Origin of the sequence: Nakamurella aerolata (genome assembly GCF_013002705.1) — a bacterium.
Lineage (GTDB): Bacteria > Actinomycetota > Actinomycetes > Mycobacteriales > Nakamurellaceae > Nakamurella > Nakamurella aerolata.
In genome coordinates this window covers 42,409-68,299 of sequence record NZ_JABEND010000001.1, presented here as the reverse complement: position 1 = coordinate 68,299, position 25,891 = coordinate 42,409, and the positions used below count along the sequence as shown (strand labels likewise).

At 71.1% G+C, this 25,891-nt stretch carries 21 protein-coding genes; 7 read left to right on the top strand and 14 right to left on the bottom strand.

Features of this window, described 5'->3' with window-relative positions; genetic code table 11:
• Positions 1 to 52 precede the first annotated feature (52 nt).
• From HKD39_RS00325 to sigE, 3 genes are read right to left on the bottom strand one after another with little or no spacing between them, the layout of a single operon-like run.
• On the bottom strand, positions 53 to 1,525 hold the full coding sequence (locus tag HKD39_RS00325) for a S1C family serine protease (protein ID WP_171197871.1): 1,473 nt from the start codon (positions 1,523 to 1,525) through the stop codon (positions 53 to 55).
• 33 nt (positions 1,526 to 1,558) lie between these two features.
• Positions 1,559 to 1,903: an anti-sigma factor family protein gene (locus HKD39_RS00320; protein WP_171197870.1), complete on the bottom strand. Its 345-nt coding sequence runs from the start codon at positions 1,901 to 1,903 to the stop codon at positions 1,559 to 1,561.
• A complete protein-coding gene (gene sigE, locus HKD39_RS00315; protein ID WP_171198351.1) occupies positions 1,900 to 2,553 on the bottom strand; it encodes an RNA polymerase sigma factor SigE in 654 nt (217 codons plus the stop codon). Before sigE ends, HKD39_RS00320 begins: the two co-directional genes overlap by 4 nt.
• Before the next feature lie 149 nt (positions 2,554 to 2,702).
• On the opposite strand from sigE, the gene HKD39_RS00310 reads away from it, so the two are divergent.
• Together HKD39_RS00310 and HKD39_RS00305 are read left to right on the top strand one after the other, a co-directional pair.
• The gene (locus tag HKD39_RS00310) at positions 2,703 to 3,365 is read left to right on the top strand and encodes an O-methyltransferase (RefSeq protein ID WP_343074504.1); all 663 of its coding nucleotides are present in this window, start codon (positions 2,703 to 2,705) and stop codon (positions 3,363 to 3,365) included.
• On the top strand, positions 3,365 to 4,255 hold the full coding sequence (locus tag HKD39_RS00305; protein ID WP_171197868.1) for a D-alanyl-D-alanine carboxypeptidase family protein: 891 nt from the start codon (positions 3,365 to 3,367) through the stop codon (positions 4,253 to 4,255). Before HKD39_RS00310 ends, HKD39_RS00305 begins: the two co-directional genes overlap by 1 nt.
• Positions 4,256 to 4,276: 21 nt before the next feature.
• Here HKD39_RS00305 and glgC read toward each other — a convergent pair whose 3' ends face one another.
• The gene (gene glgC / locus HKD39_RS00300) at positions 4,277 to 5,503 is read right to left on the bottom strand and encodes a glucose-1-phosphate adenylyltransferase (RefSeq protein ID WP_171197867.1); all 1,227 of its coding nucleotides are present in this window, start codon (positions 5,501 to 5,503) and stop codon (positions 4,277 to 4,279) included.
• 64 nt (positions 5,504 to 5,567) lie between these two features.
• On the opposite strand from glgC, the gene glgA reads away from it, so the two are divergent.
• Positions 5,568 to 6,728, top strand: coding sequence for a glycogen synthase (glgA, locus tag HKD39_RS00295; RefSeq protein WP_171197866.1), 1,161 nt, complete (start codon positions 5,568 to 5,570; stop codon positions 6,726 to 6,728).
• Between the two features lie 220 nt (positions 6,729 to 6,948).
• Here glgA and HKD39_RS00290 read toward each other — a convergent pair whose 3' ends face one another.
• Positions 6,949 to 7,116, bottom strand: a complete 168-nt coding sequence (locus tag HKD39_RS00290) for a DUF3117 domain-containing protein (RefSeq protein ID WP_171197865.1) — start codon at positions 7,114 to 7,116, stop codon at positions 6,949 to 6,951.
• 373 nt (positions 7,117 to 7,489) lie between these two features.
• Between HKD39_RS00290 and HKD39_RS00285 the strand changes: the two genes are divergently transcribed.
• From HKD39_RS00285 to HKD39_RS00275, 3 genes are all read left to right on the top strand, one after another.
• Positions 7,490 to 8,362 carry an enoyl-CoA hydratase/isomerase family protein gene (locus HKD39_RS00285; protein WP_171197864.1) on the top strand — a complete coding sequence of 291 codons (873 nt, stop codon included), beginning with the start codon at positions 7,490 to 7,492 and terminating at the stop codon, positions 8,360 to 8,362.
• A gap of 107 nt (positions 8,363 to 8,469) precedes the next feature.
• Positions 8,470 to 8,853, top strand: a complete 384-nt coding sequence (locus HKD39_RS00280) for a DUF6191 domain-containing protein (protein ID WP_171197812.1) — start codon at positions 8,470 to 8,472, stop codon at positions 8,851 to 8,853.
• On the top strand, positions 8,854 to 9,072 hold the full coding sequence (locus HKD39_RS00275; protein ID WP_171197863.1) for a hypothetical protein: 219 nt from the start codon (positions 8,854 to 8,856) through the stop codon (positions 9,070 to 9,072). It begins immediately after the preceding gene.
• Between the two features lie 282 nt (positions 9,073 to 9,354).
• Here the strand turns inward: HKD39_RS00275 and HKD39_RS00270 are convergent, their stop codons facing one another.
• The 5 genes from HKD39_RS00270 to HKD39_RS00250 all read right to left on the bottom strand — a co-directional run bounded on the left by HKD39_RS00270 (position 9,355) and on the right by HKD39_RS00250 (position 19,103).
• Entirely contained in the window at positions 9,355 to 9,921 is a 567-nt protein-coding gene (locus tag HKD39_RS00270) for a DNA-3-methyladenine glycosylase I (protein WP_171197862.1), read from the bottom strand.
• Positions 9,918 to 10,907 carry a DivIVA domain-containing protein gene (locus HKD39_RS00265; protein WP_171197861.1) on the bottom strand — a complete coding sequence of 330 codons (990 nt, stop codon included), beginning with the start codon at positions 10,905 to 10,907 and terminating at the stop codon, positions 9,918 to 9,920. Before HKD39_RS00265 ends, HKD39_RS00270 begins: the two co-directional genes overlap by 4 nt.
• A gap of 113 nt (positions 10,908 to 11,020) precedes the next feature.
• Positions 11,021 to 11,917: a dihydropteroate synthase gene (gene folP, locus HKD39_RS00260; protein ID WP_171197860.1), complete on the bottom strand. Its 897-nt coding sequence runs from the start codon at positions 11,915 to 11,917 to the stop codon at positions 11,021 to 11,023.
• Between the two features lie 11 nt (positions 11,918 to 11,928).
• Positions 11,929 to 15,633 carry an ATP-dependent helicase gene (locus HKD39_RS00255; protein WP_246231754.1) on the bottom strand — a complete coding sequence of 1,235 codons (3,705 nt, stop codon included), beginning with the start codon at positions 15,631 to 15,633 and terminating at the stop codon, positions 11,929 to 11,931.
• Positions 15,630 to 19,103 (bottom strand): ATP-dependent helicase, encoded by a 3,474-nt coding sequence (locus HKD39_RS00250; RefSeq protein WP_171197859.1) that lies wholly within the window; start codon positions 19,101 to 19,103, stop codon positions 15,630 to 15,632. The genes HKD39_RS00255 and HKD39_RS00250 overlap by 4 nt, the downstream gene beginning before the upstream one ends.
• A 372-nt stretch (positions 19,104 to 19,475) precedes the next feature.
• Here HKD39_RS00250 and HKD39_RS00245 point away from each other — a divergent pair, with 372 nt between their 5' ends.
• Complete coding sequence (locus HKD39_RS00245) at positions 19,476 to 20,861, top strand: DUF4192 domain-containing protein (protein ID WP_171197858.1); 1,386 nt, start codon at positions 19,476 to 19,478, stop codon at positions 20,859 to 20,861.
• A gap of 56 nt (positions 20,862 to 20,917) precedes the next feature.
• On the opposite strand, the gene HKD39_RS00240 is transcribed toward HKD39_RS00245, so the two are convergent.
• The 4 genes from HKD39_RS00240 to HKD39_RS00225 all read right to left on the bottom strand — a co-directional run bounded on the left by HKD39_RS00240 (position 20,918) and on the right by HKD39_RS00225 (position 25,747).
• Positions 20,918 to 21,730: a TIGR02569 family protein gene (locus HKD39_RS00240; protein WP_171197857.1), complete on the bottom strand. Its 813-nt coding sequence runs from the start codon at positions 21,728 to 21,730 to the stop codon at positions 20,918 to 20,920.
• A gap of 111 nt (positions 21,731 to 21,841) precedes the next feature.
• Complete coding sequence (locus HKD39_RS00235) at positions 21,842 to 23,011, bottom strand: ThiF family adenylyltransferase (protein ID WP_171197856.1); 1,170 nt, start codon at positions 23,009 to 23,011, stop codon at positions 21,842 to 21,844.
• A gap of 49 nt (positions 23,012 to 23,060) precedes the next feature.
• A complete protein-coding gene (locus HKD39_RS00230) occupies positions 23,061 to 24,083 on the bottom strand; it encodes a DUF3152 domain-containing protein (RefSeq protein WP_171197855.1) in 1,023 nt (340 codons plus the stop codon).
• Between the two features lie 608 nt (positions 24,084 to 24,691).
• The gene (locus HKD39_RS00225; RefSeq protein ID WP_171197854.1) at positions 24,692 to 25,747 is read right to left on the bottom strand and encodes an alpha/beta fold hydrolase; all 1,056 of its coding nucleotides are present in this window, start codon (positions 25,745 to 25,747) and stop codon (positions 24,692 to 24,694) included.
• Positions 25,748 to 25,891 lie beyond the last annotated feature (144 nt).

Below are 25,891 nucleotides of genomic sequence, written 5' to 3'. Positions count from 1 at the left end.
TGCACATCGGGCCTCAGCGGGCCACCAGACCCGGATTCACGACATGCGGCTCTTACGACTGCGCGGCGGACAGGGTGACTTGGACGGTCATCGTGCGCCCGGCGCGGGTCAGCTCGACCGGCACGGTGGCGCCGACCGGGTGCTCCTGCACCGCGACCACCAGCTCGTCGGCGTTGCCGACCGACCGGCCGCCCACCTTGACGATCACGTCGCCCTCGGCGATGCCGGCCCGCTCGGCCGGGCCGCCGGTCTGCACGTTCTGCACCTGAGCGCCGTCGGTGGTGCCGTCGGTCACCGACTTGGCGTTGACGCCGAGGCTTGGATGCTGCATCTTGCCGGTCTTGATCAACTCCTGGGCCACCGCCCTTGCGTCGTTGATCGGGATCGCGAAGCCGAGGCCGATCGACCCGGCGTTGGTGGCTTCGCCCAGCGTGCGGATCGCGGTGTTGATGCCGATGACGGCTCCCGCGGCGTCGATCAGCGGGCCGCCGGAGTTGCCGGGGTTGACCGCGGCGTCGGTCTGCACCGCGTCGATGACGGCGTTGGTGTCGGTGCCCTCGCCGGACAACCGCAGCGGCCGCTGCACCGCTGACACGATGCCGGTGGTGACGGTGGATTGCAGACCCAGCGGCGAACCGACAGCGATCACCGGGTCGCCGACGGCGAGCTTGTCGGAGTTGCCGAGCGGGGCGACCGTCATGCCCTCCGGCGGGTTGACCTTGACCACTGCGAGATCGGAGGCCGGGTCGCGCCCGACGATGCTGCCGGCCACCCTGGCGCCACCGGAGAAGACCACGGTGAGCTTGGCGCCGGCGGCGTCGGACGCCATCGACACCACATGGTTGTTGGTGAGGATGTGCCCGCTGGAGTCGATGACAACACCGGATCCGGTGTCGCCGGTGTTGCCCACCCGCACCTCGAGCGACACCACCGCGGGGGTGATCCGCTTGGCCACGTCGGCGACCGAACCGGCCGGGCGCTCGATGTCGGGATTCACCGTCGCGAGGTTGACGTCGGCCGCCGAGGTCGACTGATCGCCGCGGACCAACAGCCCGCCGATCACCGCGCCGACGGCGCCGATCAGCAGCGCGCAGACGGCCAGCGCGATCAACGCGGACGGCCGCAGCCGGCGCCGAAACAGCGCCTGCCGCAAGGTGAATCGCGGCGCCGGCGCACGCTGCACCGCTGGCTCGCCTTCGGGTTGCTGCGCCGGCTCGCCGAGTACCACGGGGGCCTGCGGGTCGCGCCACTCATCGCCGGGTTGCGGTCCGGGATCTGCTTCGGCCCCGCCGTTGGGGGCGGTGTCGGCAGCGGGGCGTTCCAAGCCCGGCGCCGCCGGGGCCGGCCGGCCGAACGCTTCGGCGAGCATGTCCGACACCACCGGCTGCTGGCTGATCCGCCGGTCCGGTGGCTGTTGGCGGGGACCGAACGATCCCCCGACGCGTTCCGGTCGCCCGAACACCGCGGCCTCGGACGGGAATCCCGGGGTGCCCTGGCGGCTTCCCTCGGGTGGCGTGGTGCTCATTGCTGGCAGCGTACTGACCGCGGTTGTGCCGCGTCAGCGAGATCCGAAACGCGGCCGCCGCTCGGACCAGCCGCCGGTCGGGTCGCTGGTGGAGTCGCGGCCGTTCGGCGACGACACCGCAGGCAGCGCAACCGGAATCGACCGCAGCTGCTCGAAGAGGCTGCCGGGCATCCGTGGGACGAAGGCGCTGCGCAGCGCCTCCCGCGCGCTGGTCTGCTCAGCCACCTCGGCGGCGCACTGTTCGCAGCGCGCCAGGTGGGCGGCGGCCCGTTGGTAGGCGGACAGGCTCATCTCACCGTCGGCGAAGGCCACCACCGCGTCGAAGTTGAGGTGGTCGACGAACGCGTCGGACAGACCGGTGAAACCGAAGAAGGTCACGTCAGCTTCCCTCCGGTGCGCTCAGCGGGACGGGGCTCGAGCACCGCGGGCTCGGCGGGTTCGGGCTGCGCCGCGGCCTCCCGGCGCCGCTCCAGCCCGAGACGCAGGGCGTGCCGACCGCGGTGGATGCGCGACCGCACGGTGCCCATCTTGATGCCGAGGGTGGCTCCGATCTCTTCGTAGGAAAGGCCTTCGACGTCGCACAGCACCACGGCGGCCCGGAAGTCGGGCGGCAGCTCGTCCAGCGCGGCCTGCAGATCGGGATCCAGATTGTTCTCGGCGTACGACTGCTCGGGCGAGAGCGAGTGCCCGGCGATGCGATCGGTATCTTCCGGCAGGGCCTCCATCCGGATCCGCGCACGGCGGCGCACCAGGTCGAGGAAGACGTTGGTGGCGATCCGGTGCAGCCAGCCCTCGAAGGAACCAGGCTTGAAGCTGTGCAGCGAGCGGAAGACCCGGATGAAGGTCTCTTGGGTGATGTCTTCGGCGTCGTGCTGATTGCCGGCGAGCCGGTAGGCCAACCGGTACACCCGGTCGCCGTGGTCGCGGACGATCGACTCCCAGGCCGGCGGCGTCCAGGTCGCCTGGTCTGTGCTGATCGATTCGGCCACGAAGGTCCTCTCCTGACGAGCTCGCTGTTGCTTGCTGATGGATGCTCATTCTGCCGGTGGGCCGGCGGGGTCCGCCATTGCTGGCAGGTCAGCCCCTGGTCGCAGGCCTTGGCTCGCTCGTCATTCTTTCGGACAACTCTGAGAGTCGGGTGAGAAGTTCCCGGCCGATTTCCGATACCGTCGCGTTCGTGTCCAACAGCCGCTCGTACGCCGAATTCTTCATCCCCGAATCCGAGACCGCCTCGGCCGCCCGCGCCCGCGCGGCGGAACTGGGCTGCACCCCGGTGGGCGCCGGAGCGGCGACCGCACTGACCTTTTTGGCCGCCGCCGTCGGCGCCAAGACCGCCGTCGAGATCGGCACAGGGGCCGGGGTGTCAGGTCTGGCCCTGTTCGCCGGGATGGCCAAGGACGGCGTGCTCACCTCCATCGACGTCGAGGCCGAGAACCAGCGCGCGGCCAAGCAGGCGTTCACCGAGGCCGGGATCGCGCCGGCCAGGGCCAGGCTGATCAACGGCCGCGCCCTCGAGGTGCTGCCCCGGCTCACCGACGGCGCCTACGACCTGGTGCTGATCGACGCGGCCAAGGGCGAGTACGCCCAATACCTCACCGAGGCGGTCCGGTTGCTGCGGGTGGGCGGCATGCTGGTGATCGACAACGCGCTCTGGCACGACAAGGTCGCCGACCCGACGCAGCGGGACGCCGACACCGTCGCGGTGCGCGAGACCGGAAGGGCGGTCCGGGAGGACGACACCCTTGTCCCCGTGCTGATTCCGCTCGGCGACGGGTTGCTGGCCGCGGTCAAGACCGGCACGCCGCGTTCCGGCGATACCACTGCTGCGAAGCCGAGCTGATGACCACAACACCGCGGCGCCGCGGCGCCGTCGCTGGCAGCTGCCTGCTGTCGGTCGTCGTCGGCCTGACGGTGCTGACCGGCTGCGGATCGGACACCGCGGCCGAGCCGGTCGTCGTCACCACAACCGTTCCGGCGCCGACCGGCGCGCCCGCCGATCCGCCCAGGGTGACCGTCGGCGGCAGCAACCCGCCGGCCGTCCCGGGCGCCACCGCCCCGGCGTCCACCGACACCGACTCGAACGCGCCGGCACCGAGCCCCGCCCCGTCCACCACCGCTACGCGCAGCGCCAGGCCCCGGTCGACCGCGGCGACGTCGACGCCCAGCCCGGCCACCAAGAGCACGGCGAGCCGCCCGAGCTCAGCGAGCAAACAGCCGACCGCCGCGTCCAGCTCGACCGGCGGATCGGGCGGTACCGGAGATCACCCGACCAGCAACGAACCCGATGTGCCGCGCGAGGACCCCGGTCCCGAGGGCGGGCGGGTGTGCGCCACCAACGACACCTACGTCGACGAGGAACCGACCGGGCTGCGTCCGGACGTGATCAAGGCCTGGCGGAACGTCGAGAAGCACGCCAACGCCGACGGCGTCATCGTCTGCCTGAACGACGGCAAGCGCAGTACCGCGCAACAGCAGGCGCAGTACGACGAGTACGTGCGCGACTACGGCAAGAAGTCCGCAGACCAGCTGGTGCTGCGCCCGGAGAAGTCGGCGCACGTGACCGGCGTCGCCATCGACATCCAGCCGGCCGCCGCCTACCGCTGGCTGCAGAAAACCGATGGGGCGTACGGCTTTTGCCGGCGCTACGACAACGAGCCCTGGCACTTCGAGTACGACGCCGGCTACTTCACCGACGGCTGCCCTGCGCGGCTACCGAAGCCGGAACGCTAGCCGCCGGCGCGGCTGGCCCGCTCACACCTCGACCCGCACGCCCTTGCCGACAACGGTGATCCCTGACGGGGTGACGGTGAACCGGTCCCGGTCGCGTTCGATGTCCACCCCTACGGTCGCGCCGTCCGGCAGCATCACGTTCTTGTCCAGAATCGCGTTGCGCACCACCGCATTTCGTCCGATCCGGACCCCGTCCATGATCACCGAGCCGTCCACCTGACTGCCGGCCTGCACCCGGACGTCCGGCGACAGCACCGACCGGTTCACCTCGCCACCGGAGATGATGGTGCCGGCGCCGATCATCGATTCCTTGGCGATGCCGTCCTCGACGAACTTGGCCGGCGGCAGCGGCGACTGGTAGGTGATGATCGGCCAGTCCTGGTTGTAAAGGTTGAAGATTGGATGCACCGACACCAGGTCGAGGTGCGCGTCGCGATACGAGTCGATGGTGCCGACATCACGCCAGTAGCCGCGATCACGGTCGGTGGCACCGGGAATCTCGTTGCGGGCGAAGTCGTAGACGCTGGCGGTGCCCTTGTCGACAAAGTTCGGAATGATGTTGCCGCCCATGTCGTGCATGGAGTTCTCGTCGGCGGCGTCGCGGCGCAGCATCTCCACCAGCGCGTCGGTGGTGAAGACATAGTTGCCCATCGAGGCGTAGGCGACCGACGGATCGTCCGGCACCCCTGGCGGATCGGCGGGCTTCTCCAGGAACTGGGTGATCCTGCGGCCGTCCTCGGCGGTGTCGATGACGCCGAAAGCCGTTGCCTCCAAACGCGGAACCCGGATCCCGGCGACGGTGGCGTCGGCACCCGAATCGATGTGATCGGCCACCATCTGCGACGGATCCATCCGATAGACGTGGTCGGCACCGAAAACCACCACGTAGTCGGGGTCGTCGTCAAACACCAGGTTCAAACTCTGATAGATGGCGTCGGCACTGCCGGTGTACCAACGCGGCCCCAGGCGCTGCTGCGCCGGCACCGGGGTCACGTAGTTGCCGAGAGTTTGGCTCATCCGCCAGGTGGTGGTGATGTGCCGGTCCAGCGAGTGCGACTTGTACTGGGTCAGCACGCAGATCCGTAGATGGTCGGCGTTCACCAGGTTGGACAGCACGAAATCGATCAGCCGATAGTTGCCGCCGAACGGCACAGCGGGCTTGGCCCGGTCGGCGGTCAGGGGCCACAGCCGCTTGCCTTCCCCACCGGCGAGGACAATTCCAAGAACTCTCGGTTTCTTCGCGGCCATGCTCGAAGGCTAGTGGGCGGCGCACCCCTCCGGCATCCGCAGGCAGGTGCAAAGATCACTGTTCATGCGGACCGCACTGCTGACCAAGGAGTTCCCGCCGGACATCTACGGCGGTGCCGGGGTGCACGTCGACTACCTGGTGCGGGAACTGCGCAAGCTCATCGAGGTGGACGTGCACGCCTTCGGGGCGGACCGCCCGGGAGCCATGGGGCACGTGGCGGGGCCGGCCATGGCGGACGCCAACGCGGCGCTCGCCACCCTCGACGTCGACCTGGCGATGGCCGCCGCTGTCGGTGTCCCGACGCCCGCCGATCTGGTGCACTCGCACACCTGGTACGCCAACATGGCCGGGCACTGGAGCAAGCTGCTCTACGACATCCCGCACGTGGCGACCGCGCACTCGCTGGAACCGCGGAGACCGTGGAAGGCCGAGCAACTCGGTGGTGGGTACCGGCTTTCGTCCTGGGCGGAGCGCACCGCCTACCTGGGCGCGGACGCGGTGGTGGCGGTGTCCGACGGTATGCGCGCCGACGTGCTAGAGGTGTATCCCGAGCTCGACCCGGAGCGGGTGCACGTGATCCGCAACGGCATCGACACCGACATCTACGCACCGGTGGACGACCGGTCGCTGCTCACCGATCTCGGCGTCGACCTGGACGCACCGATCGTGGCGTTCGTCGGCCGGATCACCAGGCAGAAGGGCGTCGGGCACCTGATCGCCGCCGCCCACGACTTTCCGGCCGGCACCCAGCTCTTGCTGTGCGCGGGCGCCCCGGACACCCCGGAGATCGCCGCCGAGACCACCGCCGCCGTCGAGGAGCTGCGGGCGTCGCGGCCCGGGGTGTTCTGGCTGGACGGGATGCTCACCCTCGACCAGGTCAAGCAGGTGCTGTCGGCGGCGACGGTGTTCTGCTGCCCCAGCGTGTACGAGCCGCTCGGCATCGTGAACCTGGAGGCGATGGCCTGCGAGACCGCCGTCGTCGCGTCCGATGTCGGCGGCATTCCCGAGGTGGTGCAGGACGGGGTGACCGGGCTGTTGGTGCACTACGACGCCGCCGAAGAGTCCACCTTCCGGCGCGAACTGGCCGCCGCCGTCACCGCGCTGGTGGACGATCCGGCCAGGGCCGCCGCGATGGGTGTCGCCGGGCGGGAACGCGCGGTGCGCGATTTCTCCTGGACCGCCGTGGCCGAGCAGACCGTCGCGCTGTACCGCAGTTTGCTCTGATTTTGCTCTGATTTTGCTCTGATTGATCTGGTTGCGCTCGCCGTTTGCGCTGCTGGCCGGCGGCGCGGTGCCGTCGGCAGGTGGCACGGCGCTGAGGCCGTCTCCGCTGCAAGGGGCTTCGGCGCTGCCGCTTCGCCGCCGGACCGATGGCGCACCTCTGGCCGGACAGCACAACGCCGCCCGCCCCAACGGGTGGGACGGGCGGCGCGGGCGAACCGTGCTACTTGACGACTGCTTTGAGGGCGTCACCCAGCGCTGCGGCTTCGTCGGCGGTGATCTCGACAACCAGCCGCCCACCGCCTTCCAGCGGGACGCGCATGACGATGCCGCGGCCCTCCTTCGTCACCTCAAGAGGACCATCCCCGGTGCGGGGCTTCATGGCCGCCATCCTTGACTCCCTCCACACATTCACTGTGCCCAGCCGTGGCGCAGATCGGTGCGCGACATTCGGTGTCGCGCGCACGCCACAAGGCAGGACTGCGCCGCTCCCGCCCGATTGCGCGAGCAACACATTCTCCCATGCCACCGCGGCGGAAAGAAATTACGCGGCCCTCGGTCGCGGCGGGCCGGACCTACGCGCGGCGGTGCGGCGGACCGCTGTGCCGGCGGATCAACGCGCCGGTGGACCACCGTGTCGGCGGGCCAACGTGCTGTGCGGACGGCCGAACCGGCAGACCACCGTGCCGGTGGGCCAACGTGTCTGCGGGCCAACGTCCCGGCAGACCACCGTGGCGGCGGACCGCCGTGCCAAGCTGGGCAATATGAGAGAACCTGCTCGGCAGGCTGCCGGGAACCCGGCAGCCGCCGTTCCTGTCGACTCGGCTGCCGCCGCCGGGCCCGCTGGGCCTGACGCCCCCTTGCTGGTGACCGACGACGGTGCGGTGCGCTGGCTGACATTGAACCGTCCGGCCGCGTACAACGCCTTCGACGAGACCCTCAAACCGCTTCTGCTGCAAGCGATCTCGGCGGCGGCCGAGGACCCGGCGGTCCGCGCGGTGGTGGTGACCGGCGCCGGGAAGGCGTTCAGCTCCGGTCAGGATCTGAAAGACCACCTGCGGCTGATGCGGGACGACCCGGCCAGAGCCGCGGCCACCGTCACCGAGTTCTACAACCCGATGATCAGCGCCGTCCGGCAGGCGCCGAAGCCGGTGATCGCCGCCGTCAACGGTGTCGCGGCCGGTGCCGGCGCCGGACTGGCGTTGGCCTGCGACCTGCGGATCGCCGCCGAGAGCGCCAGCCTGCGCACCTCGTTTGCCGGCGTCGCACTGTCGGCCGATTCCGGGCTGACCGTCACCCTGCCCCGGCTGATCGGGTCCGGCCGAGCGCGGCGGATGTTACTGCTGGACGAGCCCCTTGACGCGGCGACCGCGCTGGCCTGGGGGGCCGTCGACCGGGTGGTTCCCGATGCCGAATTACGCGCCGCCGCTGGTGAGTTGGCCGGCCGGTTCGCCGCCGGGCCCACCTTGGCGTACGGCTGGATGAAACGCTCGCTGGACGTCTCGGCCGAGTCCGATTTCGCGGCGGCGCTCGACACCGAGGCGCGGGCGCAGCTGGCGTGCTTCGGCTCGCGGGACCATGCCGCGGCCCTGGCGGCGTTTGCCGAGAAGCGCCGTCCCGAGTTCCAGGGCCGCTGACCCGGGGCCGGCTGAGCCGTCGAACCGTGTTCACCTGACGCTGAATCGGGGCGCGGTGTTGACGGTCGCCCTGCCTGTGGCGCGGCAACTCGCGTAGCCTTCGTCACGTGGGTCCATTGGGAGAGATCGGGGCGCTGTTCAACCCCGGCATGCGGCACGAGATCGAGGAGCGGCGGCGCAAGCAGTCGCACCGCGAAGAGGCCGGCAACGCCGATCCCGGCAAGCTCGGCATCGACCTGCTCTCCGGGACCGCGGTGATCAACATGGGTGCGCGCCGCGATCAGGACGCGGACCAGCAGAGCGACGCCGCCGGTGCGGACACAGAGCAGTCCGATGCCGAGCAGTCGGATGCAGAGCGGTCCGCTACCGAGCAGACGGATGCTGCCGAGCGGACGGGTGCTGCCGAGCCGGTTGGCGAGCACGAGGCCGCCGCGGACGAGTCAGGCTCCGATCGTCCCGCCGAGCGCAACTCAGACCAGAACGAGGATTAGGTGAGCGAGCAGAACACTCCGCCGGCCGGTGCCGACCAACCGGACGAGCAGGTGCAGAGCGGCGGCGCCGGGTCCGCCGAGGCCACCGGCAAGCCGCAGGCCGACCAGGGTTCCGCGCCCAGCGTCGGCAGCGGTGTCGACGCTTCGGAGCACAGCGACGTTGATCCCGCTGCGCTGGAAATCACCCGCGACGCCAGCAACGACGAACCGCCGGCCTGATCGGCGCCGCCGGTGGGCGGCACCCTGAGTTCCCGACCGGCGACTCGGCTGTTCTGCCGATACCGGCAACCAACCCGATCGACGATTCCGGCGGCGGGCGACCTCAGCGAAGCGACCTGATCGACGCGGGGTCCCGGCGTCCTGATCGACGCGGGGCGGCCGGCGTCCTGATCGACGCTGTAGCGAGCGACCGGTGACCGGGATTGATCGCGCGTCCAGGGACGAGCGAACGGGCGCTGTCGGCCGGGCGCCGGCTTCTCGTCGCGGCCGAACCTCTGATCGTCAGCGGTCGGCCGCACGCCAGCAGTAAGCGACGTGGTCGTCGATCATGCCGGTGGCCTGCATCAGCGCATAGCTGGTGGTCGGCCCGACGAAGGCGAACCCACGCTTCTTCAGCTCCTTGGCCAACGCGGTCGACTCCTTGCTGGTGGCCGGAACCTGGTCGATGCTGCGCGGCGCGGTGTGATGTTCCGGACGGAACGACCAGAGCAGTGCATCCAGCCCCTCTGAAAGCTGTTGCGCGGCACGGGCATTGGTGATGGCAGCCCGAATCTTCGCGCCGTTCCGGACGATCCCGGTGTCGGCCAGCAGCCGCTGCACGTCGGCGTCGCCGAAACCGGCCACGGCGTCGATGTCGAATCCGGCGAACGCGTCCCGGAACGCCGGACGCTTCCGCAGAATGGTGATCCAGCTCAGCCCGGACTGGAAGGCCTCGAGGCACAGCCGCTCGAACAAGGCGTTGTCGCCGTGCAGCTCGGTGCCCCACTCGTCGTCGTGATAGGCGACGTAATCGGCGGTCGAGGTGGCCCAGTCACACCGCCGGCGACCGTCCGGCTGTTCGGCGCTCACCGCTGGTCGTCGTGGCCCGGACGCTGGACTCGCGACGCGTCGTCGGAGGGCGCCGATTCGGGTGCCGCCCAGCCATCCTGATAGCCCTCACTCCGCTGCCAGGGTTGTTGCTCGCGATTCGGCGGCTGGTCGGCGTGCCCCGGCGAAGGGGCCTGATCCGCCGGGAGCGCGGTCTCGGGATACGCCGGGGACGGCGCGTCCCGATAGGGCGGCGGGGCGTCCTGAGACTGGAGCGGCGCGTCCTGAAACCCCGGGCGCGGCGCGTCCTGAGACTGGGGCGGCGCGTCCTGAAACCCCGGGCGCGGCACGTCCTGAAGACCCGGCGGGGTGTCCGGATGCTGGGCGTCCCGGCGCGCCGGGTCATCGGGGCCGAGGTTGTCGAGGTCGCCGAGGCCACCGAGTTGGGCGGTCCGCTCAGCCTCAGGCAGCTGCTCGGCGTCGAACTGCTGGCCGGCGGCAGGCGGCTGCTCGGCGTCGGGCAGCTGGCCAGCCTGGCCGTACTGACCAGCCTGAGCATGCTGACCCGCCTGAGCATGCTGGCCCGCCGCTTCGGCGTGCACCGGGTAGCCGTGCTGGCCGTCCGGGCGCGACCCGGCCGGTGCGCCGACGGCACTGGCCACCAGCGACCGGTCGTCCAGCGGATCGCGGGTGTCGGTAGCGCCAGGGTCCGCGGTGGAGTCGTCGGTCGCGAGGAGATTGGGGTCGCCGCCAAGGCGGCGGATCTCGGCGCGGAGCCGGTCCAACTCCTCGGCCGTGCGATCCAGGGTCCAATCGACATCACCCATCCGGTAGCCGCGCACGCCGACGGCGAAGCGCACCGCGCGCAGGTCGTTGCCGGCGAGCGCTCCGTCCGGCAGCTCGGACGGCGAGGTGCGCGCCGGCAACGGCGCCATCTGCTCGCCCCGCCCGAACACCCAGACGGCCAGGAAGAACACCACCAGTCCGATGACGGCGGCGATCACCAGGTATTCAAGGACCACGATCACGGTTCGATGGTGCCATGCCGGGCCGACCGGTCCGGCCGCCGCTCTGCCGCGGGCACGTCGTTAGTCCGGCCGCCGCTCTGCCGCGGGCACGTCGCTACGTGGCGGGCGCGCGGTCAGATCACCCCGCGCAGCGGCCGCGCCGGTGGTCGGGTACCGCCGATGGACGCCACCATGTCGACAACCTGCCGGGTGGCGCGCACATCGTGAGCCCGCACGACGGCAACGCCGGCTCGGGCCGCAACCGCGGTCGCCGCCAACGTGCCGGCCAGCCGGTCGTCCGGCGGCAGCGGCCGATCGGCCTCGGCGAGGGTCTCCCCGACGAAGTCCTTGCGCGACAACGCCATCAGCACCGGCCAGCCGGAAGCCACCAGCTCGTCGGCGCGGTGCAGCAGTTCCAGGCTGTGGTGGGTGTTCTTGCCGAAATCGTGGGTCGGGTCGACCAGCACGCCGGCGCGCGGCACCCCGGCGGCGACCGCCCGTTCGGCCGCGGCGGTGACCTCGGTGAGCACCGTTGCCACCACGTCGCGGTAGCCGACCCGATGCGGATTGCTCCGCGGCCGCATCCCGCCGGTGTGCGAGCAGACCATGCCGGTGCCGAACCGCGCTGCCACCTCGAGCAGCCGCGGATCGGCTCCCGCCCAGGTGTCGTTGATCAGGTGCGCGCCGGCTTCGCACGCTGCCGCGGCGACCTCGGCCCGCCAGGTGTCGACGCTGATCACCACGTCGGGCAGCTCGGAACGCAACCGCTCGACCAGCGGCACCACCCTGGTGGTTTCCTCGGCGATGCTCACCGGCGCTCCGGCGCCGGCCTTCACGCCGCCGATGTCGACCAGGTCGGCGCCGTCGGCGACGGCCCGGCGAACCGCGTCGATGGCCGCATCGAAGCCGGGCGTGCGCCCGCCGTCGTAGAAGGAATCAGGCGTGCGGTTGACGATCGCCATCACCGCAGCCCGGTCGGTGGGCAGCCGCCGCCCACGCAGCACCACGGGCGGATGCGCGGAATCGGTCATGGATTTCTACGCTACGGGCCGCTCCCTCCCCCACGACGCCGGGCCGGACGCTTCGCCCTGGCGCTCGCGATGCCAGCGTTCGTCGTTCCGGAACCCGCACCGCCGGCCTCTGCCGTACCGGAGCCCGCACCACCGGCCTCGGCGGTACCGGAACCTGCGCCGCCGGCCTCCGCGATACCGGCACCAGAGCTGGCGGAACCAGCATTGTCGGAGACAGCGCCGCCGGAGACAGCGCCGTCGGAGACAGGGCCTCCGGGGCCAGCGCCTCCGGGGCCAGCGCCGTCGGACACGGCGGCGTCGGAGACAGCGGCGTCGATCAGTCTGGCCAGCCCGTCGGCGTCGAGCAGATCGACCGGGGCCAGGGTCAGGTTGTCCGCCACGTAGTGGAAGGCCGCGCGGACCCGCTGCAGCGGAACACCGGCGAGCTCGGCCCAGGCCAACCGGTAAGCGGCCAACTGCACAGCAACCGCGGCACGCGCCGTCCGGCTCGGCGGTCGCCCGGTCTTCCAGTCGACCACCGTGTAGCCGCCGTCGGCGTCGGCGAAAACCGCGTCGATGCGTCCGCGGACCGGCAGCGGGCGGTGCGCCGCGGTGAGCACCATCGAGAAGCCGACCTCGATCTGCACCGGCACCCGGTCGGCCCACGTCGACGCCTCGAACGCCTGCTGCAGTCGCTCCAACTGTTGGTCGGCCGGGGCGTCGCGATCGTCAGCGCCCGGCAGTTCCTCCACCGCCACCAGCGCGTTGCCGGCGAACCGATGTTCCAGCCACAGATGGAACGCGGTACCGCGCCTGGCCTGCGGCGCCGGTGGCATCGGCACCGGGCGGCGCAGCCGACGGGCCAACTGCTCGGGATCGCCCGCCAACTCGACCAGCGACGACACCGTCAGCGTGCCGGGCAGCTCAACGTCCACCGACGCGGGCCGGGCTGCGCTGCGTTCGGCCAGCAGTGCGTCCACGTCGGCGGCCAGGCCGAGCGGGTCGCGTGGGTCCGCGGGGTCGAGTTCGCCGGCCAGCGCCTGCCGCACCAACTGGGCGCCGCGCTCGACCTGCTCACGACGCTGCCGCAACGGATCACGTGGCCACGTCGTCGATCGCGGCTCGGCCAGGGCCGGATTGGCCTCGCCCTCTGCAGGGGCGTCGGCCCAGCCGTCGACCCGGCAGCCGGGCACCCCGTCAGCGGCCGCGGCCAGCTCGGTGAGCAGCGGACTCGGCCCTCGCGGCCTCACCCCGGTCGACCCCCACTGATGCCCGGAGAGAATCAGTTCCCGCTGCGCCCTCGTCACCGCGACGTAGGCCAGCCGCCGCTCCTCACGCAACTGCCATTCCTTCAGTGATTCGGTGTGTGCGGCAAGGCTTTTCACCAGATCGCCTTGGTCGACACCGGCGTCTTCGCGGAAGTCGCCAACGGGGAGCCCGAGCTGCGGGACGTCCGCGGCGTCGCCACGCAGCATTGGCGGCAACTGGCCGGCCTCACCGAGCCAGCTGGTGGTGCGGCCGGACGGGAAAACACCGCCGGACAGGTGCGGAACCGCCACCACGTCCCACTCCAGCCCCTTCGCGGCGTGCACCGTCAACAGCTGAACCCGGCCCGCGGCGACCTCGATCTCACCCGGCGGCAGGCCGTCTTCTCTTGCCTCGGCGGTGCGCAGGAAGTCGAGCAGTTCGGGCACTCCCCCACCGACGCCCTCGAAATCGGCCACCACCGCGGCAAAGGCGTCCAGATGACTGCGGCCCTCCGGCCCGGCAGCCGCCACCTCCATGTCGAGACCGATGGTGCGTTCGACATCGATCAGCAGCTCGGACAGCGGCTGGTCGAGGCGAGTGCGCAGCGCTCGAAGGTCGGCGGCGAGGCGCTGCAGCCGGCGATACCCCGCGGGCGAGTAGGCCTGCGGCGGCCCCGGGTCGGCAATGGCGTCCACCAGCGAAACCGCATCGTCGATCTCGCGGGCCCCGGCCGCGGCCTCGGCGAGCGCCGCCCGCATCGCCGCGAGCGCAGACTGCTGGCCATCGTCGAGAAGCTCGTGATCGGTGCTGCCGGCCGGTACAGCGGGTGCCGGCCCCGCGCGATGGTCCGCCGGCCGGCGCTGCCCGGCGCGGCCCAGCTGCCTCGCCCGCTCGGCCAAGGCCGCGAGATCAGCGGCGCCGAGTTGCGCGCGGGCGCCGGTCAACAGACGGAGCGCGGCGGTGGCCGAGTTCGGGTCGACCAGCAGGGTCAGCACGGCGACGACATCGGCGACCTCCGGCTCGGCCAGCAGCCCGCCGAGCCCGACCACTTCCACCGGGATTCCCCTGTCGGTCAGCTCGTCGGCCAGGTCGGCCATCTCGCGTCGTCGCCGCATCAGCACGGCTAGCGTCGGCGGCTGCTCGCCGGCGAACCACCGATCGGCGATCTGGTCGGCGAGCCACTGGTTCTCAGCGGTCTGGGTGGGTTGCAGCGACAGCAGTACCTCACCGTCCGGCGCCCCTGGCCGGGGCCGTAGATCACCCACGTCGGTGCGCACCGCGGCCGACACGCTGTTGGCCAACGCGAGCACCTGCGGCGGGTTGCGGAAGCTGGTGAGCAGGCCGAACCGCGGAGCCGCCTCGCGGGTGCCCGGGAAGTCTTCACCGAACCGCAGCAGGTTGGACGCCGAGGCGCCGCGCCAGCTGTAGATGGACTGCACCGGATCGCCGACCGCGGTGACCGGAAACCCCGGCTCGCCGCCGAGATCGGGGTCGACACCGAACAGCGCCCGCAGAATCACCCGCTGGGCGTGGCCGGTGTCTTGGTACTCGTCCAGCAGGGCGACCCGGTAGCGCTCGCGCATCGACCGCCGGATCGCCGGGTACTCGCGCACCAGTCGGGCGGCGAGCTGCATCTGGTCGGCAAAGTCGACGCTGTTGGATTCGCGTTTGGCCCTGGCGTAGGCGGCGACCAGCGGCAGAATCCACCTGCGGTTCTGCAGGCTGACGATGCGACGTTCCAGGTCGCTGTGCAACGGTTTACTCTGCCGCGCCGACGGCGGCGCGCTGGCCAGCGTGTTGATCAAGGTATCGAGGCAGGCGGACAGGTCGGTGCCGTCGCGCAGATGGTCGGCGAGCGCCCCGGACAGCTCCAGCAGGGTCTCGGTGACCTTGTCGGCGGACAGCTCTGTGGCGAGTTCGCCGTCCCAGGTGCCGACCACTCGCCGAGCCAGCTGCCAGGCCGCGGACGGGGTGAGCACCCGGGCGCTCGGCTCAACGCCGATCAACGGGCCGTACTCGGCGATCAGTCGGCCGGCAAAGGCGTGATAGGTGGCGACGTCGGGTTCGGCGCCGAGCCCGGCGGGGATCCGTGCGGCGTTCTGGTCGGCAAGCGCTGCGGCCCCGGCGCCACGGTCGGCCGGTGGCCAGCCGCTGCGAGCCAACGCCGTCAGCCGCCGCCGGATTCGTTCGGCGAGCTGCGCCGCCGCCTTGCGGGTGAACGTCAGCCCGAGAATCTGCTCCGGCTGAACCAATCCGTTGGCCACCAGGTACACCACCCTGGCGGCCATGGTCTCGGTTTTGCCCGAGCCGGCGCCGGCGACTACCAGCGCCGGTTCCAGCGGTGCCTCGATCACGGCAGTCTGCTCAGCAGTCGGCGACGGCAGACCCAACCTGGCGGCGATCGCCGCGGCGGTCAACGGCGCTGCCGGATCCATGCTCGCTGCCGCGGGCGGTGAGCCGGCGGGTCGCCGGGTCGTCGTGCCCGTCATCGAGTCACCTGCCTACCCTCGGACTGCAGCGGACAGCAGGAACGCACCGGACAGCGCTCGCAGCCGGAATTCTCCTTGGCCAGCAGTTGCGCCCCGGACAGCGCGGCCGCCGCGTCCAGGCTGGCGGCGCGGGCCAACTCGGCCAGCTCGCCGGTCAACGCCGGCTGCACCCGGCTCTTCGGGCTCCCGTCCCTGAGGTAAAGCAGCTGTGCGCCACCGAGTTCGGTTCCGGCCGGCAGTCCGGCCACCCCGCCGCCGGACACCGCCAGTTGATAGGTGGCCAGTTGCAGGTTCTGCGCGGCCGCGGCCTTGCTCTGTGTTTGCGAGCTCGTCTTGAAGTCGGTGATCAGCACCGACCCGTCGGCGCTGCGGGCGAGGTGGTCGATCCGCCCGCTCATCCGCACTCGCTCGGTCAGCGGAAGATCGACCGGCGACTCGGAACCGACCGTGCTGGTGCCGGCGGCGGCTTGCAGCTGCAGCCAGTTCTGCACCGCGCCGACCATCTTGTCGATGGCCCGGCGCAGTCGCGCGGTCTGCCAGTCGGGCAGCTGCACCAGGCCGGCGAGAAATGCGGTGATCTCAGCGTCCACCACCGTGCGGGGTAGTCCCTGGCTCAGACCGCCGGCCGCCGCGTGCACCACGATGCCGAGCAGCTGCGGGTCTTCCAGGGGTCCACGCGCACCGCGCCGCTCCAACACCCCACGCAGCTGACACTGCTGCAGCGCCTCCACCGACGACGGCGAGACCGATACCCCGCGGTCGTCGTCGACCGCTGGACTGTCGGTGCTGACGCCGCCGACGCCGTACCACTGCTCCGGGTGCGCGCCGGCGACGCCGGCCCTGGCCAGTCTGGCGAGTTGCCGGGCCGCGTGCTGCCGGACTGGCGGCACCGTTTCGGCCGCGGTGACCAGGCGTCGCAGCTCCCCGACCACATCCGCCAGGTGCAGCCCGCGATGCGGGCTGGTCGGCCCGCCGGGCCAGCCCTGCTGCACCGGGACGGGCGACTCATCGCCGGGTTCGCCTGCCAGCTCGTGAAGGAAGCGCGAGGGGGCAGTGTCGTCGTCGGAGACGGCGGTGACCAACAGCGAGCGCCGCGCTCGCGTCACCGCGACATAGAACAGCCGGCGCTCGTCCGCCAGTACGGTTGGCACCCGGGACAGCTGCGGGTCGAGTCCGGCGGCCAGATCGAGCAGATCTTCGGTGTGCAGCAGGCCGGAGCGGGTGCGCAGGTCCGGCCAGCGACCCTCCTGCGCGCCGCAGACCGCCACCAGATCCCACTCCAACCCCTTGGCCGAGTGGGCCGACAGCACGGTGACGCGGTCGCCGTGCCGCGCGGCCGCTGCGGTCGACTCACCAGGGACGGCCGGTCCTCTCGCCTGATCGAGGTACGCCCGCACCCCAGCTCCGGGCAACCGCGCGGCGAGTTCGGCGGCTTGATCGAACAGCGCGATCACCGCGTCCAGCGCGGCGTCGGCGTTGGCGGCCGGCCGACCACCACGGTCGACCGCGGCGAGCAGACCGGGCTGCACGCCCAGCGCGGTCCACACCCGCCAGAGCGCGGTCTCGGCGTCCGGGGCCGTTGCCACCTCAGCGGCCGTCCGCAGCAGACCGGCCAGGCGACGCAGTGCGGCAGCGGCGTCAGGTTGGCTCTGCGCCACTGCCGCAAGTACCGGATGGTCGATGCCGGCGGCCTCGGCCCTGACCACCCGGCCGAGCAATTCGGGATCGCCGACGGCACCGGCCGCCGGGCCTTCCGGCGCTGCTGGATCGGGGTCTGCCGCGCGAGCGGTGTCTGCCGCACCATGGGGACCAGCTTCGGTGTCGGCCGTGTCCGCCATAGCTGTGGTGCGGTCGGTCGCTGGCATGTCGGCGGCACGCACACTGTCGACGGTCGCCGCGCCGTCAGGAGTCGGCTGGGCACCGGTGGGTGCCGGATCGCCGGTGGCAGCGGGCATCAGCGCGCCAGCAACCCGGACCGCCCTGCGCAACTGGCGCAGCGCCAACGGGTCGAGCCCGCCGGCCGCGCCGATCGGCGCCGTCAGCAGCGCCAGCACGGTGGCGGTGTCGATGCGATTCGGCTCCAGTCCGCACTCCAACAGCGACAACACCGCATCCGCCAGTGGATGCGGGCGAGTCGCGGAGTCGGCGGCCGCCACCGTCATCGGCACGCCTGCGACTCCGAACGCGCGGCTCAGCTCCGGCAAGCTGGCAGCCGGTGAACGCACCACGACGGCCATCTCCGACCACGGAACGCCATCTTGCAAGTGCGCACGCCGCAAGCGATCCGCGACGTAGGCGGCCTCCCTGGCGGCCGTTGGCAGGATCCGCACCTCGACCGGGCCGGCGTTGGGCCCCTCGTCGGCATCACCCCCTACCGGACACAATTCACGGTGCGATGTGGGGCCGGGCAACAGCCGGGCAACCCGCCGGGAGGCGGCCAGCAGCGCGGCGCCCGACCGCCAGCTCACCGTCAGGTTGACGGTGTGATCGACCGCGATATCGCGCAACCCCGCCGGGTCGGCGCCGCGGAAGCGATAGATCGCCTGATCCGGGTCGCCGACCACCACCAACTCGTCGGCCCCGGCGGCCAGCCGCTGCACCAGCTTGGCCTGCGCCGGGTCGACGTCCTGATACTCGTCGACGAAGATGCGCCGGACCCGCTGCTGCTCTTCCGCCAAGACCGCGTCATCGGAAAGCTCTTGCAGCGCAGCCAACGTCAGCTCGGCCTGATCGAGCGCGGCACCCAACCCGGTTGTGCCCATCCGAAGGTCGCTGACCTGCTGATACTCGGTCGCGGTGCGAGCGGCAGCCACCCATTCCGTCCGCCGGTACTTGCGCCCGAGCGCGGCAATCGCCGACGGCGCCAGCGCCCGCTCGCCGGTGCGCAGCACCAGATCGCGTAGTTCGGCCGCGAACGCCCGCGAACCGAGCGCCGCCCGAAACTCAGCCGGCCAGTTCCGACCGCCGGACGCAAGCTGACCGGCCAGCAGATCGGCCATCATCCGGTCGGACTCGGCCGCGCCGAGTAACCGCGGCGGCGGCAGCCCGGCACGTTGCGCCGCCGATCGAAGCACCGAGTACGCGTAGCCGTGCAGCGTGCGCACGATTGGCTCGGTGGTGGTGACCGCCAGCCTGGTCGACAACCGCTCCCCCAACTCGGCCGCGGCGCGACGGGAGAACGTCAGTACCAGCAGCTGACTCGGGTCGACGCCCCGGTTCTCCACCCGGTCAACCACCGCCTCCACCAGCGTCTGCGTCTTGCCGGTGCCGGGACCGGCGAGCACCCGCAGCCTGCGATGACGACTGTTGACCACCGCGCGCTGGGCCCCGTCCAACTCGACCGGCAGGTCGCTGCCGCGCCCGGACCGCAGCCGATAGCGCAGCCGCGAGGCGGATGCCGCGACGTCCACCGGCGACCGGTCGCCGGCAGCGGCGACCGTCGACGCGGCGGGAGGTGCGGAGCTGGTCATCACCCGATGCAACCACGGCCCACCGACAATGGTGCATCCGCCAGGGTTTCGGGGCCGACGCAGGTGGTCGACCGGCCGCGCGCAGATCCATCCGTTCGCACCCGTGCTGCCGTTCCGGCGCGTCACACGGTGTGTGCGGTGCCGGAAGGAGTGCGCGCTCGCCAGCTCACGTCCGGTGCCTGCTCACGTCCGGTGCCAGCTCACGTTGGGCAGCTCATGGAACGGCTAAAGCCGGAGCCCCATACCCGCAGTGTCCGACAGTCGAGGGCGGCAAACCTGGTTGTCCACAGCATTTGTGCACCGGGCGAAAATCCATCCACAATCTCGGATTCGGTCTGTCGCACCGAGCCGATACGTCATTGACTGCCGGTCATGACGACTTCAACGGAACCGGGCCCGGACGGCAACGGCACCGGCAGCGCATCAGCTGCAGACGCTTCCAGCTGCACCGACGAGTCAGAGGCCAAACGCTTTCGAGAGCTAGCCAGGGTGTTCGGTGCGCAACGTGCCGATGATCTCGATGAGGATGAGCTCGCCGGCTATCCAGAAGATGATCCGGAAGATGACGAGCTGGGCGACGGTGCCGGCTGCCCCTACGGGGGCTGGTGGGACGACGAGGCTGAGTGCCCCGACCATGCCGCTGCCGGGCGCGAGATCGCCGGTGGTGCAAGACTTTTTCCGCACCACGACACCCCCGATCCGGACTCGCCGGCGGTCATCAAGGTGCGCGACGCGGCTGGGTTGCTGGCTGCGGTCCCGCACACTATCGGTTTTCGGCCGGAGGAAAGCATCGTCGTGCTGATCTTCACTGGCCCGCGCAACCGGATAGGACCGTCGATGCGGTTGGATCTTCCCCCGGCCGCCCAGCAACGCAGGTTCGCCAGCCATGTCGCCGGCTTGACGCTGCGACACGGGACCACCGCAGCACTGTTCAGTTACAGCAGCTCTAGCCTGGGTCGGCAGGTGTTGCGCACAGTCTTGAAAGCGTTCCTGCGCAAGGGAATCCGGGTCATCGACGCGATCGCGGTGCGCGGCAACGAGGCAAGCTTTCTCCCTGGGCCGGACGGTCGTACCGAGCCCAGCATCGCTGTGCCGGCCGACGGCCACCCGGTCGCTGCGGCCTTGAGCGCCGCGAACGCGTTCGCGGGCAGAGCGGTGCTGGACAGTCGCGCCGAGTTAGCGGCCAGCATCGCCGGGCCGGCCGACGGGATCGCGACAAACATTGCGCGCCAACGCATCGCGGCGGCTCAGCAGCGGCACCGCGAAGCCCGGCGCGCAGTTCCCACCGGTATCCGGACGCGGCGCGGAACGAGTTTCACTACGGCACAACGGATCCACGCCGAACAGCTGCTGCACGCCTGCGTTGCAAGCTTTCTCGACCAGCATCTTGTGCCGCCTGATCTCGCGGCCGACCTCGCGGTGGCGGTCGAGGCGGAGGTGTCGGTACGCGATCATCTGATCTGCTTGGTGATCGACGACAGGGAAACGGCATGGACGCCGGTGCTGAGTAGTTGCCTGCAATCGGTCAACCCGTCCGATGCGGTCGCGCTGTGCACCATGCTCGGCGTCGCGGCCTACCGAGCGGGTGGGGGTGCGCTGGCTGCCATTTGTTTCGAGCAGGCGCTCACCCACCGGCCGGATTATCGGCTGGCCAGGCTGATGCAGAGCATGCTGTGGCACGCCGTCGAGCCTCGGGCACTGGACGGCATGCGCAGCCTCGACTCGAGCGAGCCGGCGGCAACGCCGGCGCGGCGGTGATGTCGATGGTGAGGCAGATCGGGATCATCGGCGCCGGCTTGCTTCGCCGGTTTCGATCAGTCCTGTTCCAGGTGTGGAGCGATGACCTCGGCCGCCGACAGCACCTCCACCAGCGACTCCGCGGTCGATCTCGGATGGGCGAGGGCCACACCCAGCCGGAACAGCAGCGCTCGTCGCAACATCTCCGGCCATTCGGCGCGTTCTTCTTGCTGCGCAATGAGATCGGTGCTGGCGCCGCCCCAGGCGATGGCGTCGACAACCACGACTCCGGCCGCATAGTCGACCGGCCGCCAGTACGGGGTGACGTCGATGATCGCCGGCGGCGCCGATGCGACAAACAGCACGTTGCCGAACAGATCGCCGTGCACCAGTTGCGAGCCAGCGGTCACCGGCCGCCGCTCCCCCGCGAGCTCGGCGTACAGCTTGGCGCCGTGGCCGTCACCGAGCCGGCCATCAAGATCGGTGATCTCACCCCACGCCAGCCGGTCCGCCCACGAGTACAGGTCGTCGCGCTCGCTCAAGAACCGCGGCTGCGGCAGCTCGGCCAGCGCGGCGTGCAGCCGGTCGCCCGCTTCGAGGATGTCGTCGTACCGGTCGTCGGCTTGCCCTGCGACGAAGCGTTGTGCCGTCCAACCGCCGACCACCCAGCGCCCGTCCAGCGACCGTATCGGTCGGGCCAGCCGGATGCCGTCGATGTGCAAGTGCTCGAAGGTGTTCGCCAACCAGGCGGCCTCGCTGACCAGGCCCGCCGGTTTCAGCACGGTGTCGCCGCACCGCCACGCCAGTCCTTGCCCGCCGTCGAGCTGCTCCGGCTCCTGGCCGGCAACTCCGAAGGCCGTCAGCACGTGCTGGGCGGGGGGCTGGGTCACACTCTCGGACGCTACCGGCGGGCCGACCTTTTTCCCCGGAGCCGGGCGCCGTGTCGCCGGCGTCGGTGCGTGCCCGGTCGGCGGATCTCGGCTCCGGGACGGCGGGGTGCGTCAACTACCGGTGTCGACCGCGCCGCGCCAGGCCAGCATGCCGCCGCGCAGCTGACGCACCGGGGGCCCGCCGACCGCGGCGAGCGCTCGCGCCGCGGTCGCGGACCGTTGACCGGAACGGCAGTAGACGATCACCTGGACGGTATTCGGTTGGGCCCGATCCCCACCAGGATCCGCAGCCGTGGCGGCGTCCGGATCGGCGAGCAACTGGGCCAGCGGCAGCAGTCGCGCACCGGGGATGTGCCCGGCGTCGTACTCCTGGGGTTCCCGGACGTCGATCAGCGTCGGCCGGTCGGTGCCGCCGAGCAGTCGCAACAGCTCGTCGGGCGAGACCTCTTGCGCAGCAGCAGGAACGGGACCGTCCTGGGCGGTCAGGTGGGCTGCCAACGAACGGATGGGCGCGCCGGCCGGATCGCGTTGCACCCGCACGGTCCGCACCGATGCCTCGAGCGCGTCGTAGATCACCACCCGGCCCAGCAAGGGCTCACCGATGCCGCAGATCAGCTTGACGGCCTCGGTGGCCAGCAGCGACCCGACCGTGCCGCACAGCGCACCCAGCACCCCGGCATCGGCGCAGCTGGGCACGGCGCCGGGCGCCGGCGGCTCCGGGTAGAGATCGCGCAGCTGTGGTCCGCGGCTGGCCCAGGCCACGCTGAGCTGGCCCTGCATCCCCAGGATCGAACCCCAGACGTATGGCCGATCCGCGAGCGTGCAGGCGTCGTTCAGCAGATACCTGGCGGCGAAGTTGTCGGTGCCGTCGATCACCAGGTGATAGTCGCCGATCAGCTCCAGCGCATTGGTCGCGTCCACCAGCACCGGATGGGCGCGGACCGTGACGGACGGGTTGGTGCGCTGGATCGCTGCCGCGGCCGCCTCGACCTTCGCGCGGCCGATGTCGCCGTCACCGAACAAGACCTGGCGCTGCAGATTCGACACCTCGACCCGGTCCGGATCGACAATGCCGATGGTGCCGATGCCGGCGGCGGCGAGGTAGGCAAGCACCGGTGCCCCGAGGCCGCCGGCCCCGACCACAAGCACCCGAGCCGTCCGCAGCCGCAGCTGGGCCTCAGGGCCGAACTCGGCGAGCGAAAGGTGGCGGGCGTAGCGAGTCCGCTCGGCCTCGTCGAGTTCGGCGCCGTCCGGAAGATCCACCAGGGGTGGCAGCGACATCAGCGTCCCACCGCCACCCACGGGCGGCCCGAAGGAATGGAGGGAATGGTCAGCCTCGCGGGTACGGGAACGGGTTGGCGTTGCATTGCAGTCCATTGTTCGGCACCGGACCGTCCGGGTCGAGTGCGAAGAGTTGGGAGTTGTCCAAGGAGAACGTCTGCTGCATCATCACCGGCGCCAACCCGCCCTTCTCGGCACAAGCCTGGTGCCCGAACCCGAGCGCGTGACCCACCTCGTGGTTGATCGCATACACCCGGTAGAGGCCGAGGTCGCCGTTGTACGAGCCGGCGCCGCGGACCCAGCGAGCGTCGTTGATCAGCACCCGGCCGACCGAACGGTTGTAGCAGGACGATTCCAGATCGATGTTGTGGCCGCACGGTCCGCGCAGCGTCATCGGGCTGGTCAGCGAGATCCGGAAGCTCGGTTTGCCGGAGTCGACCCGCTGCAGGCTGACCTTGTCCCCGCCGATCCACGAACGTTGATCGGACAGGATGCCCACCACCGCGTCGGCAAAGGCCTTGTCCTCCGACTTGCTCTGAATGCCGTCCTCCACCTCGACGCTGAATGTGTATCGCTGCGGACCCTTGCCGAACGGCTTGCTGGTTCCCGGCACCACGTGCCAGCTGCCGTTGCCGGTGTCCACCACCGGGCCGCCGGGCGGCAGCTGACCGTTCTGCACGGCCTTGGCGAACTCACCGTTGGGGTCCGGCGCGGTGCGAGTCGCGGACGAGCGGGTGGACGGCGCCGTCGGTGAACCGGTGGAGGCATCACCTGACGGGCTGGGTGAGCTGGTTGCCGACGACGCGGTTGGCGCTGTCGACGCCGCCTGGGCTCCGGCCGCCTGGGTTCGGGTCCCATGGATTCCGCTCGCCGCCTGGGCGGTCTGAGCGGGTGATGACGCCGCGCCGTGCTCCGGGTCGACGATCGGGCCGGCAGCGGCACCCTGCGGGGAACTCGACCCGGAGGCCTCGGCCGCTGCCGGTATGTTCCCGCCGGTCTCCGCCGACGACTGGTCACCCCGTCCGGGACGCAGTCCCTGCACCAGCAACACAACGGTGAGCGCCGCCAGCACCGGCAACGCGTACGCCCGCCAGCCGTAACGGTGGACGAACCAGCCGACGGCGCTGCGTCGTTTCCGGGCGGCGGTTGCGGTCCGACCTCGGCCGGTTGTTGTCTGCCCATCGGGCGCCGCGCCGCCCGCGCTGGTCCCGGTCGCCGTGGTGTCGGCCGGCCCTGCGCCGAGCTGACGGCTGCCGGACCGCGACCGCGACGCTGCGCTCCGACGAGCGCCGACGTCATCACCGATCGGGTCCCAGTCGGCTCGCAGCGGCTGTGGGCCTGTGGTCAGCGACCGGGCGGTGTGGGGAACGCGATCCGAGCTGTCCGCCCCGCTTTCGAGCTCGGCCGGTCCGGTGCCGGCGAAGAGGTCGGGACCGGTCACGTCGCTGCCACCGTCACCACTTCTGCGGGACGACAGCTCATGGCCGGCTCGACCGGAACGGCCGCGCTCACCGCTCCGCGGGCCGGCGGCGCCGGGCCGGACCGAAGGCCGGCCGGCCTGGTCCGACGGCCGGCTGGCCTGGTCCGACTGTCGGTCGGCCTGGTCCGACTGCCGTTGCCGGTGCGAGTCGGCTGGTCCCGCGCCGCGGTCGCGCCGCCGCGGGTCCGGTCCTGGTCGATTCACGCGTTCGAGGTTGCCATAGTCGATGCCGGGCTGGCACCCGGCACGCCAGCCCACAGCGCGGCCACCGCCCTTGCTGTGGTCAGCGGATCTTCCATCTGGCTGACGTGACCCACACCGGGAAGCACCAGCAACCGGCCGTCCGGGAAGGCCTCGGCGGTCGGCGCCGCCAGCCGGGGGTCGACCAGCCTGTCTCTTGTGCCCCACACCACCAGCGTCGGGACGCGCACACCGGCGGCGGTCGCCCGGAACGCTCGTCGCCCGGCGCGTAGGTAGCTGCGCATCAGCCCGCGCAGGGCGCGCACGGTTGCGGTGTGCACCCAGGGCAGTGCCAGCCGCCAGCGGGTGTCCTCCTCGGCCACCCGCAGGTCGTGCTCGGTCAGCACACTGGGGTCGCCGTAGCAGAGTTGGGCCATGCCCAGCGCCCGGTCCGCCGCCGAGATCCCGGACAGCCGGCGCACCGCCGGCGCCAGCGTCCCCGGCGCCAGCAACAGGCCGAGGCGCGGGTCGGCGCCGCGATCCGTCGTCATCCGAAGGTCAGGTACCGCCGGCGAGATCAACGTGAGCGTGCGCAGCCAGTCCGGACGACGCACCGCCAGATCGATCGCAACCATCCCGCCGAGCGAGTTGGCCACCACGTTGACGCCACCCGGCACGTCGGCGCCGACGCGTTCGATCACCGCGGCCAGCACGGCCGAGATCCGCCTGATGCTGTAGTGCTCGCCCGACGGCGGGTCGCTGCGACCGAAGCCGGGAAGATCGACCGCGTAACCGCGGGTGCGCCCGGCCAGCAGCGTGCCGAGGGCGTCGAAGTTCGTGCTGGAGCCGGCCAGCCCGTGGACGTACAAGGTCACCGGTGCGCCCGACGGCGCGGACGACGGAATCTCCCTGAGGTAGACACCGCTGTCGTCGATCAACTCGTATCGCCCCGCAGCTGGGTCCGCCGACACCGACGGCACCTCCGGAAAGTCGTCGGCCGACCACAGCGCGGCGGTGGACATCGCCGCCAACGCATCAAGATCCCTCGCATACGGCATCGGCCACGGATTTGTCACCCGTCCATGGTGCCCGACCCCGGCAGCGACCTAGCACCCGGAGAACGGCTCGGACCTGCCGCAACAGCGATTTCAGCACAGGCCGATCCGCCCAATGTGGACAACTTCACCCCGCAGTTGTCCACACCCGCGGATTTCATCCCC